This is a genomic window from Paenibacillus sp. FSL P2-0121 (genome assembly GCF_037975345.1).
In the GTDB taxonomy this organism is placed as follows: Bacteria; Bacillota; Bacilli; order Paenibacillales; family Paenibacillaceae; genus Paenibacillus_AQ; species Paenibacillus_AQ odorifer.
In genome coordinates this window covers 6,500,740-6,519,282 of sequence record NZ_CP150245.1, presented here as the reverse complement: position 1 = coordinate 6,519,282, position 18,543 = coordinate 6,500,740, and the positions used below count along the sequence as shown (strand labels likewise).

At 43.6% G+C, this 18,543-nt stretch carries 18 protein-coding genes; all 18 read left to right on the top strand.

The genetic code is table 11. The features are described from left to right. Positions 1-179: 179 nt before the first annotated feature. The 18 genes from MKY54_RS28840 (at position 180) to fliD (ending at position 18,538) form a co-directional block, all read left to right on the top strand. A complete protein-coding gene (locus MKY54_RS28840; protein ID WP_081388197.1) occupies positions 180-2,912 on the top strand; it encodes a stalk domain-containing protein in 2,733 nt (910 codons plus the stop codon). Between the two features lie 57 nt (positions 2,913-2,969). After that, positions 2,970-4,130 (top strand): sensor histidine kinase, encoded by a 1,161-nt coding sequence (locus MKY54_RS28835; RefSeq protein ID WP_036681511.1) that lies wholly within the window; start codon positions 2,970-2,972, stop codon positions 4,128-4,130. 4 nt (positions 4,131-4,134) lie between these two features. Beyond that, on the top strand, positions 4,135-4,857 hold the full coding sequence (locus MKY54_RS28830; RefSeq protein WP_036681509.1) for a response regulator transcription factor: 723 nt from the start codon (positions 4,135-4,137) through the stop codon (positions 4,855-4,857). Between the two features lie 135 nt (positions 4,858-4,992). Further along, a complete protein-coding gene (locus MKY54_RS28825; protein WP_076123908.1) occupies positions 4,993-5,436 on the top strand; it encodes a glycosyltransferase family A protein in 444 nt (147 codons plus the stop codon). 138 nt (positions 5,437-5,574) lie between these two features. Continuing rightward, entirely contained in the window at positions 5,575-7,587 is a 2,013-nt protein-coding gene (locus MKY54_RS28820; protein ID WP_339188760.1) for a helicase-related protein, read from the top strand. Further along, positions 7,584-8,438: a ComF family protein gene (locus MKY54_RS28815; protein WP_339188757.1), complete on the top strand. Its 855-nt coding sequence runs from the start codon at positions 7,584-7,586 to the stop codon at positions 8,436-8,438. The genes MKY54_RS28820 and MKY54_RS28815 overlap by 4 nt, the downstream gene beginning before the upstream one ends. Positions 8,439-8,607: 169 nt before the next feature. Then, positions 8,608-9,018 carry a TIGR03826 family flagellar region protein gene (locus MKY54_RS28810; RefSeq protein ID WP_076124340.1) on the top strand — a complete coding sequence of 137 codons (411 nt, stop codon included), beginning with the start codon at positions 8,608-8,610 and terminating at the stop codon, positions 9,016-9,018. Positions 9,019-9,121: 103 nt separating this feature from the next. Beyond that, entirely contained in the window at positions 9,122-9,409 is a 288-nt protein-coding gene (gene flgM, locus MKY54_RS28805; protein WP_036678454.1) for a flagellar biosynthesis anti-sigma factor FlgM, read from the top strand. Between the two features lie 12 nt (positions 9,410-9,421). Then, the gene (locus MKY54_RS28800) at positions 9,422-9,922 is read left to right on the top strand and encodes a flagellar protein FlgN (protein ID WP_036678457.1); all 501 of its coding nucleotides are present in this window, start codon (positions 9,422-9,424) and stop codon (positions 9,920-9,922) included. A 54-nt stretch (positions 9,923-9,976) separates the two neighbouring features. Next, complete coding sequence (gene flgK / locus MKY54_RS28795) at positions 9,977-11,560, top strand: flagellar hook-associated protein FlgK (RefSeq protein WP_076303595.1); 1,584 nt, start codon at positions 9,977-9,979, stop codon at positions 11,558-11,560. Between the two features lie 15 nt (positions 11,561-11,575). After that, on the top strand, positions 11,576-12,493 hold the full coding sequence (flgL, locus tag MKY54_RS28790; RefSeq protein ID WP_339188752.1) for a flagellar hook-associated protein FlgL: 918 nt from the start codon (positions 11,576-11,578) through the stop codon (positions 12,491-12,493). 15 nt (positions 12,494-12,508) lie between these two features. Then, on the top strand, positions 12,509-13,075 hold the full coding sequence (locus tag MKY54_RS28785) for a DUF6470 family protein (protein ID WP_076303597.1): 567 nt from the start codon (positions 12,509-12,511) through the stop codon (positions 13,073-13,075). Between the two features lie 108 nt (positions 13,076-13,183). Next, on the top strand, positions 13,184-13,630 hold the full coding sequence (locus MKY54_RS28780; RefSeq protein WP_076303598.1) for a flagellar assembly protein FliW: 447 nt from the start codon (positions 13,184-13,186) through the stop codon (positions 13,628-13,630). 1 nt (position 13,631) lies between these two features. Beyond that, positions 13,632-13,874 (top strand): carbon storage regulator CsrA, encoded by a 243-nt coding sequence (gene csrA, locus MKY54_RS28775; protein ID WP_076303648.1) that lies wholly within the window; start codon positions 13,632-13,634, stop codon positions 13,872-13,874. A gap of 243 nt (positions 13,875-14,117) precedes the next feature. Next, positions 14,118-14,948: a flagellin Hag gene (gene hag / locus MKY54_RS28770; RefSeq protein ID WP_076303599.1), complete on the top strand. Its 831-nt coding sequence runs from the start codon at positions 14,118-14,120 to the stop codon at positions 14,946-14,948. Positions 14,949-15,024: 76 nt separating this feature from the next. Then, complete coding sequence (fliB, locus tag MKY54_RS28765) at positions 15,025-16,257, top strand: flagellin lysine-N-methylase (protein ID WP_076303600.1); 1,233 nt, start codon at positions 15,025-15,027, stop codon at positions 16,255-16,257. Positions 16,258-16,602: 345 nt separating this feature from the next. Then, on the top strand, positions 16,603-16,992 hold the full coding sequence (locus MKY54_RS28760) for a flagellar protein FlaG (protein WP_339188745.1): 390 nt from the start codon (positions 16,603-16,605) through the stop codon (positions 16,990-16,992). A 16-nt stretch (positions 16,993-17,008) separates the two neighbouring features. Then, complete coding sequence (fliD, locus tag MKY54_RS28755; protein WP_081391785.1) at positions 17,009-18,538, top strand: flagellar filament capping protein FliD; 1,530 nt, start codon at positions 17,009-17,011, stop codon at positions 18,536-18,538. The last annotated feature ends 5 nt before the right edge of the window (positions 18,539-18,543 follow it).

Below are 18,543 nucleotides of genomic sequence, written 5' to 3'. Positions count from 1 at the left end.
CTTTTTTTTATGTTAATAGTTTGTGCTACGAGACTCTATAAAGCTTGAAATCTCTCAATTTCGCAACTTTTTCGCTTATTTTCAGTCTATTAAAAGAGTACTAGAAAAATAGGAACCAGTTTCCAGACTTTTGATAACGGACTTGAAGAGTAAAAAAGAGATGGGAGAGTTACGTCGAAATGAATGAAGTTTTCATGGAGAAGAAGAGTAGAGAAGTTGTTCGGGGAATAAAATTATCATCTACTAAAAAATGGGTTGCCGCTTCATTAGCAGGTGTGTTGTGGATTATGCCGGTAATTGGCAGTGAAGGCTTAGCAATGTTTGGTCATAGTTCCACACCAATTGCTGCCGCAGCCACATCTAATTTTAAAGTAAGCAAGCTGGGAGAAGAAGTAATTACTTCGGGCGCCATTATGATGAAATACAAATATACGGCTACACGTTCAGGAGCGAGTGCTTCTGGCTTGGCGGATGTTATTCGCGTTGACCTCAACAATCCATATGTTTCATTAGATGTTATGACAGGTAAAGGTGGAAACCTGACAACACGTCAAAGTACTGGCGGGATGGCTAAGGAAACTGGAGCCGTGGCTGCAGTAAACGGAGATTATTTTAATACAGGCGGGGAAGGCGCTCCGATTGGTGGACAAGTATCCAGTGGCGTCTTGGTTTCCACCCCTTCGCAATTGGATGGAATGTATGCCTTTGCAGTGACTAAGGACCGCAAGCCTCTTATTGATGAGTTCAGCTTTGAAGGAATGATAACCGCACCTGACGGCGCACAGTTTGAGATATCCGGTATCAATAAAGGTGCTTATAGCCCTGAAGGTGGAAGCTCTACTTATAGCCATGCTAATGCAATGTACATCTATACGGATGTATGGACCGCACTCGATCGTCCCAAAAACAGCTCAACCACACCGACAGAGGTGCTCGTTGAGAACGGCGTAGTTACTCAAATATCTGAAAATGCTGCGCTTCCTACAGCGGTTCCAAAGGGAGCTTATATTTTGCGGGCCCATGGCTTAGCCGCACGGTATGTTACTGCCCATCTGACTGTAGGACAACCGGTAACAAGTGTGTACTCCCTGAAATCCAAGACTACGCAGCAATCGCTAGATCCTGCTAATCTGCAAACAATGATTGGTGGACATACGATTCTTGTAAATAACGGAAAAGCTGCAACGTTCTCTCGCTCGACTAGCAGCATTGGCGGTTATCGTGCACGTACGGCTTTAGGATACTCTCAGGATGGACGTTATGTTTATATTATAGCTACTGAAAAAAATGGCAACAGCTCAGGAATGTCATTGACCGAGTTGCAATCTTTTATGACCAATATTGGAGTCTGGAAAGGGCTTAACTTAGACGGAGGCGGCTCTACAACGATGGTAGACCGGCCTCTTGGTGAAAGCTCAGCCACACTAACCTTTAATACAGAGTATGGCACAGAGCAGCGCAGCATTGTTAACGCGCTTGGTGTGTATACTAACGCACCACAAGGTGAAGTAAAAGGAATTAAAATTAGCGGAAGCACTTCGCTATTAGTTGGACAAAAGGCTACTTATTCGTTAAAAGGTTATGACACTTATTATAACCCTATAGATGTAGCAGCAGGCAATCCTACTTGGACATCAAGCGGAGGAAGCGCAACTGTAAGTGCAGGAGAAGTAACGGCAGTGAAGCCAGGCACCGTTACCTTAACGGCTAAAAGCGGCGTAGCAAGCGCTTCTACAACCCTTACAGTCTTGGGTGGAGATGATCTATCCAGCATGAGTGTAGGCACTGCTACAGCGCCACTGACAGCTGGGACAACTGTATCTGTCCCTGTAAAGGCCTCTACGAAGAGTGGAGCAACCATAAGCGTTCCAGATTCAGCGCTGAAGTGGGAGTTTGTAGGCTTTAAGGGAGTCGTGCAAAATGGCAAGCTTACTGTAAACTCTGTGGATGCAGGGGTTACTACAGGTTACGCTATTGCTCGTTATGATGGATTTAGCACAGCGGTTGTATTATCGACAGCAGCAGCTACAACATGGGAAGATTTCGAGAAGGTAAGTTATCCAGTCAACTTTACTACCAATGTGCCAGCGGTACAGGGGACTGCAACAATAGTAGACGGATCGGCTGAAAGAGTAGGCTCCAAGGTGCTGTCACTCAGTTATGATATGACGGCTGGCAGCGGTAAAATGTACGCTTATGCTCAACTTAACGGCACAAGTGGAAAAGCCGTTCCAGCGCTTGCAACTTCGATGTCAGTTGATGTGATGGGCGATATGAGCTTAAATTGGCTGCGTGCTGAGTTTGTAGACAATAGTGGAGCTACAGCCTATGTAGATCTTGCGAAGATTATCGATTGGAACGGTTGGAAGAACATAAACATCGACTTGTCAGGATCAGGGATTAAATTCCCGGCTACGCTGAAGAGACTTTATGTAGTCAACGTAGAGGAAGGCCAAGATGAACGGGCGAAGACAGGTACCGTTGCTTTTGATAATATCACCTTCACAATGCCTTCACTTTCCAGTGATGCAGGGTTACCAAAGGGTACAGCTTCGATGAGCATCGGCTCCAAAGCAATGACCGTAAACGGAAATAAGAAGGCTATTGATGTAGCTCCAATTGTGAAAGACGGCAGTACTTATGTGCCGATCCGTTATGTGCTGGATGCTTTTGGAGGGAATGCTACCTGGGATCAGGTGAATAAGAAGATCATGGTGTTGCGCGGAGCCAAGGCACTGGATCTGACGGTAAATAAAAAGGAATACCTGTTAAATGGTAAGCGACAAAGTGCTGAAGTAGCACCTATTATTTTACAGGGTAGGACTTTAGTACCTCTGAGACTAGTTTCTGAACAGTTAGGATTAACTGTAAAATGGGAACAGAAAACGAAGACCGTAACTATCGAATCGTGATATGTTAATATATAAGGAAAACCTTAATACGATCCGATAGAAAAGGGGCAAGCATCCGTGGAATTTCAAGCCGATGCGATTGATCGCGTTATTAAAAATACCATCGACGTGATGGAGAGCAGCAAGTATCAGATTTTTGAAATATTGCAGGTTGCACGTGATGAACTTGCTGCACTCAACAAGGAACTGCAGCGGGTCATGGACGAAACGGATGAAACGTTGAAAAAGGTAGACAAGCTGGAGCTGCAGTATCACCGCTCCAGAATCCGGCTGACAGAGGTCAGCCGGGACTTTGTCCGCTACTCAGAGAAGGATATCCGTATTGCTTATGAGAAGGCTACGGAGCTTCAGCTCGAACTCATGATGACGCGTGAGCGAGAGGTCTATCTTCGAAGCAGACGTGATGAATTACAAATGCGAGTGCGCAGTGTCGAAAATTCTGTAGAGCGTGCAGAGTCAATTGGTTCGCAAATGAGCGTAGTGCTCGAATATTTGTCGGGAGAACTAGGCCAAGTGACGAGAATTGTCGAATCTGCGAAGAACAGACAGATGATCGGACTCAAAATTATCCTGGCTCAAGAAGAAGAACGGAAGAGAATTGCCCGGGAAATTCATGATGGTCCCGCTCAAATGCTGGCAAATCTAGTCCTTAGGACGGAAATTGTAGAAAGAATGCTGGTAAAGCAGGAATTTGGGCTGGTGCAGGACGAAGTAGTAGATTTAAAAGGGCAGGTTCGTAACAGCCTGGAAGAAATGCGTAAGGTTATTTTTAATTTACGACCGATGGCTCTCGATGATTTGGGCTTGATTCCGACTTTGCGGAAATATGTGCATGATTTTGAAGAGAAGACGAAACTGCGGACGACTCTGGAAACCCGGGGACAGGAACACCGACTATCCTCAGCGATGGAGGCGGCGGTATATCGTCTTGTTCAGGAAGCATTGTCTAATGCAGCAAAACATGCCTACCCAAGCTTCGTATTGGTGGAGATTACATACCAAGCGCAGTTAATTAAGATTGTGATTAAAGATAACGGATTAGGCTTTAATGTACAAAAGTTAAAAAATCAGCAAGGTAATCGGGAAAGCTTCGGGCTAGTAGGTATGCGGGAACGTGTAGAGCTGCTTGAAGGAAGAATGGAAATTGTATCAGCCGAGAATCAGGGGACAACAATCGTGATCCATATTCCGACGAATGTGGAGAAGGGGAAGGAGTAGTGTGATGGAGAACTTAAACTCTAGTAAAACGCCCATTAAGGTTCTTTTGGCGGATGATCATCAGCTTTTTCGTGAAGGGCTGAAACGCATTTTGAATATGGAGGAGGATATCGAGGTCATAGGGGAGTGCGGCGACGGTATTCAGGTATTAGAGTTTTGTAACGGGACTAAACCGGACATCGTATTGATGGACATCAATATGCCTGTTGAGAACGGCGTAGAAGCCACTCAAAAACTTCGGGAAATGTTCCCGGAGGTTAAGGTAATTATTTTATCCATTCATGATGATGAGAGTTATGTATTTGAGACCCTTCGTAAGGGCGCCAATGGTTATTTATTGAAGGATATGGAGGCTGAATCCCTTATTAATGCCATTCGTTCGGTCTGTGAAGGACATGCCTTTATCCATCCAAAGGTTACTGGAAAGCTTATCAATCAATTGCGGCGTATGACTTACCTTAACGAGACTGGTGTAACTACAGATACAGTGGTGAAGGAAGCTGGTGTTAAATTTATTGCTGGCGACAACAATCCTCTGACCCGTCGTGAAGCAGAAGTACTGCGTCTAATGGCTGAAGGTAAGAGCAACAAAATGATTGGTGAATATTTATTCATTAGTGAAAAAACAGTTAAAAACCATGTTAGCAGTATTTTGCAAAAAATGGAAGTGGATGATCGGACTCAAGCTGTTATTAATTCGATTAAATATGGCTGGGTAACCTTGTAGAAGCTTCACAGTAATACGTTACATATAGGAAAGAAATTAAGTAGACACAGCTTGCTTCCCTGATGGGTGTTCTAGGCAGTCACCGACCTTTTAATGCCGGCATATAGTGTTGGTATACAGAGGAGGTGCATCTCCATGGTAGCCCAGTTGATATGGATTGCGGTTGTTTATGTATCCGCTGCAGTGATGATTCATATGTTGCATAACCGGCAGAAGGTGCGTAAAACACCGCAGTCCGGAAAATGGATTCATTATATTTTTATTACCCGCAATCATGAATCTGTTGTGGAATGGTACATTCGGGCACTGACATTTCAAGCTCTTCTAACCGGAAAACGATTGCGAGTAACGTTCATGGATGATGGTTCGAGCGATGGAACACTTGGGATAGTTTCCAAAATGGCCGCTAGCGGCTGCTCTATCGATCTTGCAACATCTATGTACTCTCTTCAGATGAGTGAAGAATTGCAGCATGAAGGAATTGTAGTAGACTTGCGGCTGTCAGGGCAGTCTGTATCGCTGCCTTTTATGGGGATGGCAGGAAGTAGGGGATGCGAATCAAAGCGCAACAGATCTTAAGTAAATATGTAAGTAACGGGTGAAGCACACTCTCCAAGAACTGGGGGAGTGTGCTTTTTGCGTTTGGGGAGACGGAGTCGTGAATTTGGGATCAAATATGGAGTTGCTAAGTACAAGCGAGAGGTAGGAGGGATTATTATGCAAGTCGCTGTATATGCTGTGGAATGTAGGGGGAGCTGGAGGGTTGAAATTTCATTAGATCTTAGCGTGGATAGATGGTGGTGGTCTGTAGCTAGACCGGAGAAGAAAGCTGGGAGTTCCTTAGCGGCGAATAGTTTGGTTCTGCTTTCTTCTGCGTTGCCGCTAGGTTGGGCTGTGAAGCTCCGGGACAACTTTAAACAAAGAAGCGCAATGGGCACCTGGGGGATTAAGGAGTGGGGGCAATATATTAATAGTATGCTTGAGGCTGAGTTGAGAGAGGAGAAAGAGGCAGGGGGACTGTGGGAGGCTCAGTGGTTGAATGATGGAATATTCATATGGAAGCCTAATGAATCAAGTTTCGGAATAGATCAGGACAATAAGAAGAATGAAAGATACGATTGGTGTGAAAAAGAGGATTTTCAATCTGGATTACTAGAATCGGATTCAGAACAATTATTGCGGGCTGTGGCCGGGCGCTCTTTATTGGAGCCGGAAGTAGAAGCGCTGCTGGCAGAAGAATTGCCAGAGCTAGGAGGTTGCTGGCGCCAGGCGGCACAACTGGCGTATCTGCAGGGGCAGCTGTTGCTTACAGCCGCCGTAGGCAATGCGCCCCCGGCTACGCACGGGGCGCGGGCCCGCCAGCTCCCTGCGGGTGCTGGCGTTATGATGCGTGCGGCGGCTAGGCTGCCGCACGTATTGCGGCGCGGCGCTGTCGCTCGCCGCGCGGTTTCGCGCTGCCTGCGTTGCGGCAGCGTGCCCACCGGCCGCACGGCATGCGCCGCGTGCGGGCTTATGGGCTGCGCCTATTGCGAGGCCTGCCTCGCGCTTGGGCGCAGCCGGGCTTGTGCGCTGCTGCTGCGCAGCGCAGCACTTCCGGCCGTGCGGTGCACGGCCGCCCTTGACCCCGCCGCGGCCGCAGGCCGGTGGGGGCTGAGCCCAGCGCAGGCGGGAGCCGCTGGCGCTGCGCTGGGTTTTCTGGCGGAGGCGCGCAAGCGCTCCGCCAGTACATGCCCAGAGCGGTTTCTGCTCTGGGCGGTAACGGGAGCGGGGAAAACGGAGATGATCTTCCCGCTCCTAGAGGCCGTGCTCGCCGCCGGAGGGCGGGCGCTGGTAGCGACGCCGCGCCGCGACGTCGTACTTGAGCTCGCGCCGCGGCTCGCCCGGGCTTTTCCGGCGGAGGTTCTCGCCGTACTTTATGGCGGCAGCGCAGATCGCTGGGTGAGCGGTCGCTTAACGCTCGCAACCACCCATCAGCTCCTGCGCTTCCATCAAGGTTATGATCTCGTAATCATCGACGAGCTGGATGCGTATCCTTACCACAATGATCCTATGTTGGCCTATGCCGCTGAACAAGCCTGTAAAGTGGACGGCTCTTTCATCTATTTATCAGCTACGCCACCACAAAAAATGCAGCGTTTGGTCCGGTTAGGCAAGCTTCCACATGCCAGAGTGCCTGTCCGCTTCCATGGTCATCCCTTGCCTATCCCGCAGCATTTGAGTATACCCTCGGTTCTAACCTGTCTGAAGCGTGAGAGTTTGCCAAGATCGCTTATACAAAATCTTCAAAAGTCACTGGAGCGAAAAGCACAAATTTTTCTATTTGTGTCTCGAATAGCTCATATCGAAGGATTGCTGATCCTACTTCGTCGTAGCTTTCCCGGCGTGGTTATTGAAGGCACCTCGTCCAAGGATTCATTTCGGGCAGAAAAGGTGACTGCTTTTCGCAACCGTATCATCTCTTTGTTAGTAACTACTACGATCCTGGAACGGGGAGTTACCGTGCCACGCAGTGACGTATTTATTTTGGATGCAGACAGTGGTCTTTTTGACGAAGCCTCTTTGGTACAGATGGCAGGCCGTGCTGGTCGTTCTAAAGATGATCCTGATGGCCATGTTGTATTTGCCTCCCCTCAGTGGAGCCGATCCCAGCGTGGAGCGATTGCTCAGATTCGTACTATGAATATCATCGCTCGCCGCCATGGATATTTCCGTAAAGGTGGGGCTAAATGAATACCATGCTTATAGGGGTACGAAAATCTTTGTCTCTCCTCCTCACCCCCTCGTTGTCTCAATGTCTAACCTGCGGGAAGCACAGCCCACAGTCCTCACAGCTGCCTGGTATCTGTAAGGATTGTGCGGAATCCATTCCTTGGATACGCGCTCCACGTTGCTTGGTTTGTGGGCGGCATGTAGGCTGTCCAGACTGCACTCGCAGCGCTGAGCCCTCACCCATTGTATGTAACCGGAGTGCGGTAGCCTACACTAATGAGATGAGAGAATGGCTCGGTCAATATAAATATCGCGGGAATGAACGATATGCCCCTCTACTTGGACTCATGCTGGATAGGGCATATTTAACCCTAAAGGAGGAAAAGCAACAGGGGGCTCTTTCATCCCAGAAGGCATCGTTTTTTCATCTTATTCAACATAAAAGGTACAAAAAAAACAGCCTTTGGTCAGCTGATTTATTAGTTCCGGTACCTGTCAGTGATTCAAGGCTTCTAGAACGGGGCTTTAATCAAGCGGAAAGATTGGCCGATGTCCTATCTCGGCATAGAAAGATTCCACAGCTACCGCTACTAATTCGTACGCATCATACAGGTAAGCAGAGCTTTAAAGGACGTGCGGAGCGATTGGCAGATATGAAGAATGCTTTTGGAGCAAATCCGGCAGTCTCCACACTATTTAAGGATTGGCTGAAAGATAACTCACCTATAAGCCATCCTATTCGAATTATTATTGTTGATGATATCTATACAACCGGAAGCACGATTCGTGCTTGTGCCGAAATTCTAAAACAAATGGTTTCTAACTATGATTATGTTGCAGAAATCTATAGCCTAACCTGGGCGCGTTCCTAAAACGCGAAAAATGCATGATTGTGAACAGCTATATCCATTCCATTAAGGATTAGTTGCGGTTGGTAGCGTTTCTTCTGTCCCATAGACGAATTCCTTGCAATCATGTAATCTAGGAGCATAAGAATATTATGCATTGCACAGAATGTACGGAGAGGAGCGGCTGCTTGTTATGAATCTAGACAATTGTCCAAGGTGCGGCCGGTTGTTTGTCAAGAATCTTATGGGGTTGTGCTCGGCCTGTATCAAAGAGCTGGAGCATGAATATGAGATCTGCGTGAATTATTTACGGGAAAACAAAGGAACCAACATTCAGGAGCTCTCCGATGCTACGGGGATTTCTATTAAAGAGATTACCCGCTTTATTCGCGAAGGCCGGATTTCTATAGCTAATGCACCCAATATGATGTACCCTTGCGAAGTGTGTGGTACACTGATTCGGGATGGCCATATGTGTGACAGCTGTCGTAGCCGGCTCAGGAAAGATCTCACGAATGCTGTCAAGGAAAATTCTGCTGAGGATACTACTAAAAAGACATCTGATGGTGCATATCGTGCCATAGATAAGCTGCGTGACCTATAAAATCTGCAAAAAAACGTTTGCAGCTATAAAGAATGTTTCAGTCTACGCCGATAAACTTAGTAAAGATTATCGGCTTTTTTATATTAGAAGGAAGGTGGAAGTTATGAAAATTAACGAGACCGGACGAATTAACGCGATTAATCCGTATCAACGCAGCGCGGAAGCGCAAAGGCAGGAACAAATGAAGAAAAGCACACGCAAGGATGAGGTTTCGATCTCTGATGAAGCGATTCAACTCTTGCAAGCACAAAACACTGGCAAGAATGATCCAGAACGCGCACTTAAGATCGACAATCTAAAGCAGCAGGTCTCCGCAGGTACCTATCAAGTTGATGCATCTAAGCTAGCAGAGAAACTCGCCCCTTACTTTAAGCAATCCTCCGAGAATTAGGTGAAAACATCCATGGCATTGACGACATTAATAGAACTATTGGAGCGGCTAGATGGAGTGCATGTTCAAATGCTGGATCTGGCCGCTGAGAAGAAACAGACAATTATGGATAACAAGGTGGATGCGTTAATCGACATCCTTAACCGTGAATCCAAGCTAATGAAGGTAATTGGGCAGCTCGAGGAAGAGCGAATATTAGCCGCATATACCGTTTTGCAAGGTGTGGGTATTCGTTCCAACCTGAACCTGAACCTAACGGAGCTGTCCAGGCTTATATTTGACCCTGAAGACAAGGCACGACTGCTGCATATTCAGCAGAAGCTTTCGGGCACTTTGCATCGCCTGAAAGAAGCCAATGACCTAAATCAGAAGCTGATAGAGCAGTCGCTTACATTTATAGATTATTCTTTGGATCTGTTGGTCGGAAGACCAAATCAGGATATCACTTATCATCGTCCGTCCGACAAAGGTAACAACGTAAATCGGTCGGGGATTTTTGATGCACGAGGTTAGAATTGTACTGATGAAGTGTTCTGCCGGAGCAGAACATAAGGAGGAGTAAGAAGCATGACATCCACATTTCACTCGATAGAGACGGCGAGACGCAGCCTTTTTACTCAGACCGCAGCTCTTAATACAACTGGACACAATATCGCTAATGCGAATACCGAAGGTTATACTCGTCAACGTGTTAATATGCAAGCCTCTTTACCTATTGAAGCGTACGGATTGTTAAAATCTACCGTTCCAGGTCAAATGGGTACAGGGGTGGAATTCTCATCTATCGATCGGATTCGAGAAATGTTTCTGGATGATCAGTACCGTGGTGAGAACGCTGCTTTCGGCAACTGGAGTCTTCAAGCAGATACGCTCTCTAAGCTGGAAGCTATCGTTAATGAGCCATCGGATACAGGCATTCGTACAGTTTTGGATAACTTCTGGAAATCGTGGTCGGATCTAAGTAAGAACCCTGAAGATCCAACAGCCCGTAAGATTGTAGTGCAAACTGCACAATCTTTGACAGATGCTATGAACTACATGAGCACGCAACTGAATAATCTGGAGCGGGATCTAACCACTAATATAGATGTTAAGGCAAAAGAAGCTCAAAATTACCTGACTGCTATCGCAGATCTAAACAAATCAATCTATAAGATTGAGGGTATGGGGGATCATGCAAACGATCTACGTGATCAACGCGATCTGATGGCGGACAAGCTCTCCAAAATTGCTAATATTACTGTTGTAGAGACGGAAGAGGGTTATAACATTTCTCTGGGTGGACAACCTCTCGTAGAGGGTGGAGAAGTTACCGCAACCGTAGATAGTGCATTTCTTAATAATGCTTATACCTCCGGAACCTTGAAGGGCGGCGAGGCATACGGTATGATTTTCTCCAATAATACCTATGTTGCCGATTACAAGAAACAGCTCAATGATTTGGCGAGCACTATTGCTACAGGTGACGTTGAAATTACAGTGCCAGCTGGCTCCAATCTTCCTGAGGGCACAGTGTTGACAAGTGATGCCAAGATTACACAAGCTGACGGTACCGTAGTTACTTTGACCGCTGGTCAGGCCATGCCTAAGGGCGCAACAATGTATGAGGACGCCAAGACCATTGTCAAAGGGTTTAACGGACTTCACAAGTTAGGTTACGCGATGGATGGAAGCGTCGGACGCGATTTCTTTGTAACATCAGGCGAGGCTGGAACGATTAAGCTAAATCCGGAAATTGCTGCGGATGTGAATTTATTCGCAACTTCGTTACGTACAACTGTTGATGCGAATGGAAATACGCAAGTCGTTAAAGGAAATAATACGTTGGCACTCTTATTGACTAGCCTGAAGGATAGTAAATTTACTAAGCCAGACGGTAGTGTAAGCAACACTGTGGGAGGGCTTTTTAGCTCTATGGTTGGTCAGCTGGGTATTCAATCCCAAGAGGCTGCACGTCAGACGGATAACTCAGATTATCTCGTAGAGCAAGTTAACTCCCGTCGTCAATCAGTCAGCGGCGTTTCTCTAGATGAAGAAATGTCGAATATGCTAGTGTTCCAGCATGCTTATAGTGCGGCAGCACGTTTTATGACTACTTTTGATGAACTGCTCGACAAATTGATTAATTCCACCGGCACAGTCGGCAGATAAAAGGAGATATAGCGTATGTTGAGAGTAACCTCTAACATGATGAATTCACAGCTTCTGCTTAACTTAAACCGTAATGCACGTACAATGAACGACACACAGCTACAGCTTGCCACAGGACGTAAGATCAACAAAGCTTCCGATGATCCAGTGGGTATTACTTATTCTCTCCGCTATCGTGCTGAGCTTTCATCTAACGAGCAGTACACCAAGAATGTGGATAGTGCCATTTCATGGCTTGATTATAATGATACGGTACTCGGTCAGGCTGGAGATGTTGTTCAGAAGATTCGCGAATTGACAGTACAGGCAGCGAGTGGAAGCAATCCGCAGTCTGCACTCGATAGTATCAATGAAGAGGTTCTGCAGCTAAAAGAACAGCTTGTGGACATTGCTAACAGTACACTAAATGGTAAATATATCTTTAATGGCGAACAATACACCACCAAACCATATGATTATACTAAAGGTGCAGACGGTACATACGATGTATCTAAACCGATTACTACGGATACTGGGCAGATTCAGTTTATTGTAGGTGAAGATGTGCGTATGCCAATTAGTACTACCGGTAATGATTTATTTGGTTATACTGGGGATGCGGATAATCTGTTCAGTATTATTAATACTATTTCTGCTGGGTTAAAATCTGGTAATCTTAGTACAGTATCTGGTCAACTTGATAAAATCGATACACGTGTAGAGACTATTCTATCAGCACGTTCCGAGATAGGGGCTAAGACTAACCGCGTTGAATTGATGCAGGATCGGCTAAGTGATTTAAATATTAATTTGACGGAACTTCAAGCTAAGACAGAAGATGCAGATTACGAAGGTTTGATTATGGAGTCGAAGATTCAAGAGAATATTTATAATGCTTCCCTTTCTGTAGGCGCTAAGATTATATCTACAACTCTAGTAGATTTTATTAGATAACAGAGGTGGTTCTCGTTGCTGCAGCCGATATTGCAAATTCGTCAGACTCCTGCTTTGATTGGAATTGATAATGAGCAGGGAACATTTTCGATTACTCAGCCTAAACCTGAGGTCAAAATAACAACCACTCCAGGGAAACTTACGGTTCAATCTTTTAGGCCAGAGCTTACCATAGATCAGTCCCGAGCTTGGGCAGCCTATAATGGTGGTAATATGTTCGATATGAACAAACGAATATATTCAGGTATTCAACAGTTATATCTTCAGGGTATTGCAAAAAAGGTCGAGCAAGGCAATCGGATGGCCCAGTTTTTTAAGCCCGGAAATACCATTGCCGAAGTCTATGGAACAGATACCGAACCAAATTCATTTCCAGAGATTCGTGGTCCGGCATCATTTGACAATGTAGATATTCATATAGAAACGAGAGCACCACAAATCGATTTTCGAGCCGCAAAAGTGAATATTCAAGTGGTAAGACATGATCCTGAAATTGAATATACCCGTGGCAAGTTAAATATTTATATGCAGCAATATGCTTCCATAAAGTTTATTCCACCGGAAGTAAATCTTCAAACGTAGCTCTTAAGCTATAGACGTGCCAGAAAGCGCCTCTATAGCTTTTGTGTTATAAATAATAATCTTAATGGATACCAGTTTCGTGAGCGAAACTTTTGAGGAGTGGGCAACTTGATTATAGAAACACTATCTTGGGGTAAACTAGAAGTGGATGAGGAGCAGATATATCATTTCTCCAAAGGTATACCTGGATTTGATGAGGAAACGGACTTCGTCTTAATCACGATACCTGAGACGCCTTTTGGGTATTTACAGTCTATAAGAGAAAAAGGATTATCCTTTCTGTTAGGAGATCCGTTTTCTTTTTATCCGTCCTATGAATTCGAACTGCCTGATGATGAGGCTGAAGAGTTAGGGATCGATACAGAGTTGATCGTCCGTTGCATTATTACGCTGAAGGAATCAGTCGATCAGTCGACGATCAATCTTCTGGCTCCAATTGTTATGAATCCTTTAGGACATTCCGGTAAACAAATCGTTTTACATAGGACTCCTTATCATACGAAACATAGTTTGGTGCAGGAGAAGTCAGTTATAGAGGGAAAGGATGGTGGATAATATGCTCGTACTAACCCGTAAAAAAGGTGAGTCTATTATTATCCAAGATCAGATAGAGCTGACAATTTTAAGTGTAGACGGTGATACGGTGAAGGTTGGTATCTCTGCCCCAAAACATGTAGATGTTTTTCGCAAAGAAGTGTACCTATCGATTCAAGAAGCCAATCGCGAATCTGTTGCTCCGCAGCAGTCTGATCTGAGTGCATTAATCCATAGCCTTCGTAGTGAGAGTAATAATAACTAATCAACATATCGCATATAAGGAATCCAAAACCTGAGACTGCACAAATGCAGATTCAGGTTTTTTATTTAGTTTGAGAGATTTCTCCAAAAAAAAATTCAAAAAAACTTCGAATTACTCTAAACACTTTGGTACTTGCCGTCGATATATGAAGTAGACGCTGAATCGGCAGGGCGGCCGACCTTAATGGTTCGGCGTTTACCACATGGATGTGGAACTAATTTAATTTCAGGGAGGAAATATCAAATGATTATTAACCACAATGTTACAGCTTTGAATACTCACCGTCAATTGGGTGCAAACACTGCAGCAACTAGCAAGAACATCGAGAAATTGTCTTCAGGTCTTCGCATTAACCGTGCAGGGGACGACGCTGCAGGTCTTTCGATCTCCGAAAAAATGCGCGGTCAAATCCGCGGTTTAGACCAAGCATCCCGTAACTCACAAGACGCGATTTCCTTGATTCAAACAGCTGAAGGTGCTCTTGGCGAAACTCATTCTATCCTGCAACGTCAACGTGAACTTATTGTTCAAGCAGGTAACGGAGGAACATTAGCAACAGAAGATCTGACAGCTATCAAAGATGAAATTGCAGAATTAAACAATGAATTAACAGGTATTTCCGAACGTACAGAATTCAACGGTAAAAAATTGTTGGATGGTAAATTTGACGAAGATTTCCAAATTGGTGCTAATGCAGCACAATCACTTAATTTGAAAATTGAAGGAGCAACTGGTAAAGGTTTCAGTGCGACTGATTTAGGTGTCAACGCGCTAGCTCCTGATGGTACAACTGCTAAATTTGATACTGACGTTAAACTTGTAGATGATGCAATTAAATTGGTTTCTGCTTCCCGTTCTAAACTTGGTGCAAACCAAAATCGTCTAGAACATACTATTAACAACCTTAACAATGCTTCTGAAAACCTGACTGCAGCTGAATCCCGTGTTCGTGATGTTGATATGGCGAAAGAAATGATGGATCAAACTAAAAACTCCATTCTTGCTCAAGCTGCTCAAGCTATGTTGGCTCAAGCTAACCAACAACCACAAGGTGTGCTTCAATTGCTTCGTTAATCTTTAACGATAAGAAAAGGAATGGGATTCCCATTCCTTTTTTTATATAAACTAGTCTATAAGGGGTTAATCATAAATGACATCGAAATTAGTTGAAACGCTAACTCCTCAATATGTCAAAGAATTTACTTGTATTGGTTCGGCCTGTGAAGATACGTGCTGTGCAGGATGGCAAGTAACTGTGGACGAGCAAACATACAAGAAATATAAAAAAGTTAAAAATTATAAGATCAAGTCACAACTAGATGAATATGTGATTCGCAATCGTTCAAACCCTACAAAGAATAACGTAGCGAAAATGAAAATGAATAACTCAAGGTGTTCATTCTTAAATGAGGAAAATTTATGTGACATTCAATTGACCTTAGGAGAAGAAAATTTGTGCAATACCTGTGCTGTTTATCCTAGAATAGTTCATAATGTAAACGGTGTTGTTGAACGTTCATTAACTGTATCTTGTCCTGAAGCAGCTAGGTTAGTCTTGTTGAGTAAAGATGGAATTAGCTTCGATCAATTCAAAGAATCCCCCTCTACAAGGGATGTAACAAGAGCAACCATTCATACGAATAAAGAAGTAGCTTCTGATTGGAAGGACTATTTCAATGAATATCGTTACGTGACTATTTCCATACTGCAGAACAAAAATTATACCCTGGAAGAACGTTTGCTCGTTCTAGGTCTACTTTATAACGAACTACAAGAATGCGTGGATAACGATCGAATAAATGAGATTCCCGACATCTTTGGGCAATATATTACAAGTGTAGAAAATAACGCTCTCCAAGGAGCATTTGAAAATATACCAAATCGATTAGACATTCAACTTCGATTAAGCAGGGAACTTGTCGTATTACGTTTGCAATACGAAATTACTTCATCTAGATATTTAGAGTGCTCAGGAGAGATGATGTCTGGTTTACATATTGAAAAAGATGCTTCAGACGAAGAGATCCTTGAGAATTATGCATCTTCTTATGAAAAATACTACGCACCTTTTATGCTTCAGCATGAATACATGCTTGAAAATTACCTTGTCAATTACGTGTTTAAAAATATAATGCCTCTTGATAGTGATTCTTTATTTGAGAGTTATACTCGTATGATCTTGCATTATTCTTTAATCAAGATCCATCTAATTGGAATGGCAAATTATCATCAAACCTTAACCGAGGACTTGGTAGTTAAACTTGTACAATCCCTCTCAAAGACATTTGAACACAATAAGCTATATTTTAGAAGAATAATGAAATTAATAAAAGATAACGATTTTATGAAGTTAACATATATGTCCATTTTGATAAAACATTAGTAGAGTTATATTTTCCAAACCTAGGAAGAAGGCCTACAGAACTGCTATGTAATATTAATAAGTGAATAAGAAATCTTCGATTATCTAGGTTATTTTTATCTATGCCATATCACTTTCAGTTCGTGGAATGTTCTGGACTCAAATACACTAGGACATTAATTAAACAGATAAAGATGTCCCTCTCTACGGAAAAAATCAATTTTTTATATTTCTATTCTATGAACTAGCGCTGAAGCCCTCTAGAGACTCTGGTCAACTATACTTTTCTTAAGTGAATCCTAAATTATCCCTAAAACTAACCGATATATAAAGTATAAATTTGAGCGTTGTTGGAGGTCGGGGTATATGAATGTACAGTTTTCCCTTTCTGCTAGTTCTATGACGGTTGGATCAAGCAGATCTGAAGTAACGTCTGGAGTTGAGCCCGAAAATATCGAAAGTAAAGCAGATCCTACTCGATATGCTAAGGAAATCAGTCAGAAAGAGAAGCAGGATAAAAACGTATCAGTTGCTGAAGAACAGCTAATTCGTACCATCGAGCGAGCAGTTAAATCTTTACAGGGCCCCCAAACCACGCTATCAATTAGCATCCACGAGAAAACGCATGACATTATGGTCAAGGTGCTCAATAAGGATACAGGAGAACTTATTCGTGAAGTTCCTCCAGAAAAGACTCTAGATTTAGTGGCTAAAATGATGGAGATTGCAGGTATTCTCATAGACGAGAGAATTTAGTATAGGAGGTGCTGTTTTGGTAACAAGAGTAAATGGATTCTCAGGTATGGACATTGATAGTATGGTTAAGAGTATGATGGCTGTCAAGCGTGCTCCCTTGGATAAACTATACCAACAAAAAGAGACTTTAAATTGGACTAGAGATAGCTACCGTGAAATCAGTAGTAAGCTATATGATTTTAGAATTAATAAGTTATCAGATAAATATAATGTGTCATCTGCGTTAAACGCAAATAAATCCGTTGTTACCGGTTATACAGGTGCAGTGAAGGCTGAAGCTACAGCCGCCGCAAACAGAGTAGATATGGAAGTTGAAGTTATGAATTTGGCTACAACGACTACATTAACGACATCTGGTGTAGGAGCAAATAAGTCTAGTAAAATTACATTAGCAGAATTGGCTGCAGATGCAGATACTGACAAAGAGTATAGTTTAAACATTAATGGTGTCAATTTTACTAAAACAGATGAAGCTGGTGTAACTAAATCTTTATTCACAGGGGCCACTACGGTCGCTTCTTTTATTTCAACTGTTAATGCTGACAGTAAAGCGAATGTAATCGCTAGCTTCGATGAGGCAACAGGAAAGCTCATTATTCGCTCCAAGGCAAGCGGGGCTCCGAGTACAGATCCAGATTCAACAAGTATGAATGGTAAAATAGAACTTGGAGGCCAAAACTCTATACTGTCGCTTTTTAATGGCGGAAATGACATTGACGTTAATGATGATATAGCTATGGGTGTAGATGCTCTTGTCAGAATTAACGGTCAGGGCTTAAGTCAAAAGAGTAATACCTTCACTATAAACGGAGTGCAACTAACGTTGCTTGCAAAGACGGATGGGAATGGAACGACAAAGATCAGCAGCGAATCTGATCCAAATAAGGCACTCGAAACAATTAAAAGTTTTGTTGAAGACTATAATAGTTTATTGCAGTTATTAAATAACAAAGTTAATGAAGCTAAATACAGCGATTATGCTCCTTTGACGGATGCGCAAAAGAGTGATATGAAGGAAAGCGAAATCTTGGCCTGGACAGCAAAAGCCAAAAGTGGTCTTTTGAAAAATGATGACATTCTGAAATCTACAATAACCTCCATGCGTACGATCATCACAGAAAAATTGGGTGGTTTAAGTGCAATGGGTATCACAACAGGTACTTATTTAGAGGGAGGAAAGTTAATTCTAAATGAATCCAAGCTCAAGCAGGCGATTAATGATAATCCCCAAAGTGTTATAGATCTATTTCAAGGAGCTGCAGGTGCATCAAGTGAGGGACTATTCAGCAAATTGGGGAAACAACTAGCAACACCATTAGAAACTATCTCAAAACGCGCTGGTACTAATAAGTATACCACTGACATTAGTAGTGCCTTTAAAGAAGATAGCGTTATGGGAAAGAGACTTAAAGACTATAACACTCGGATAAGTAGCATGGTGAAAAAGTTGGATAACTATGAAACACGTTACTATAAGCAGTTCGCAGCGATGGAAACAGCAATGAACAAGCTACAGACGCAGTCTTCCAGTCTCTTCTCCAGCTAGGATAA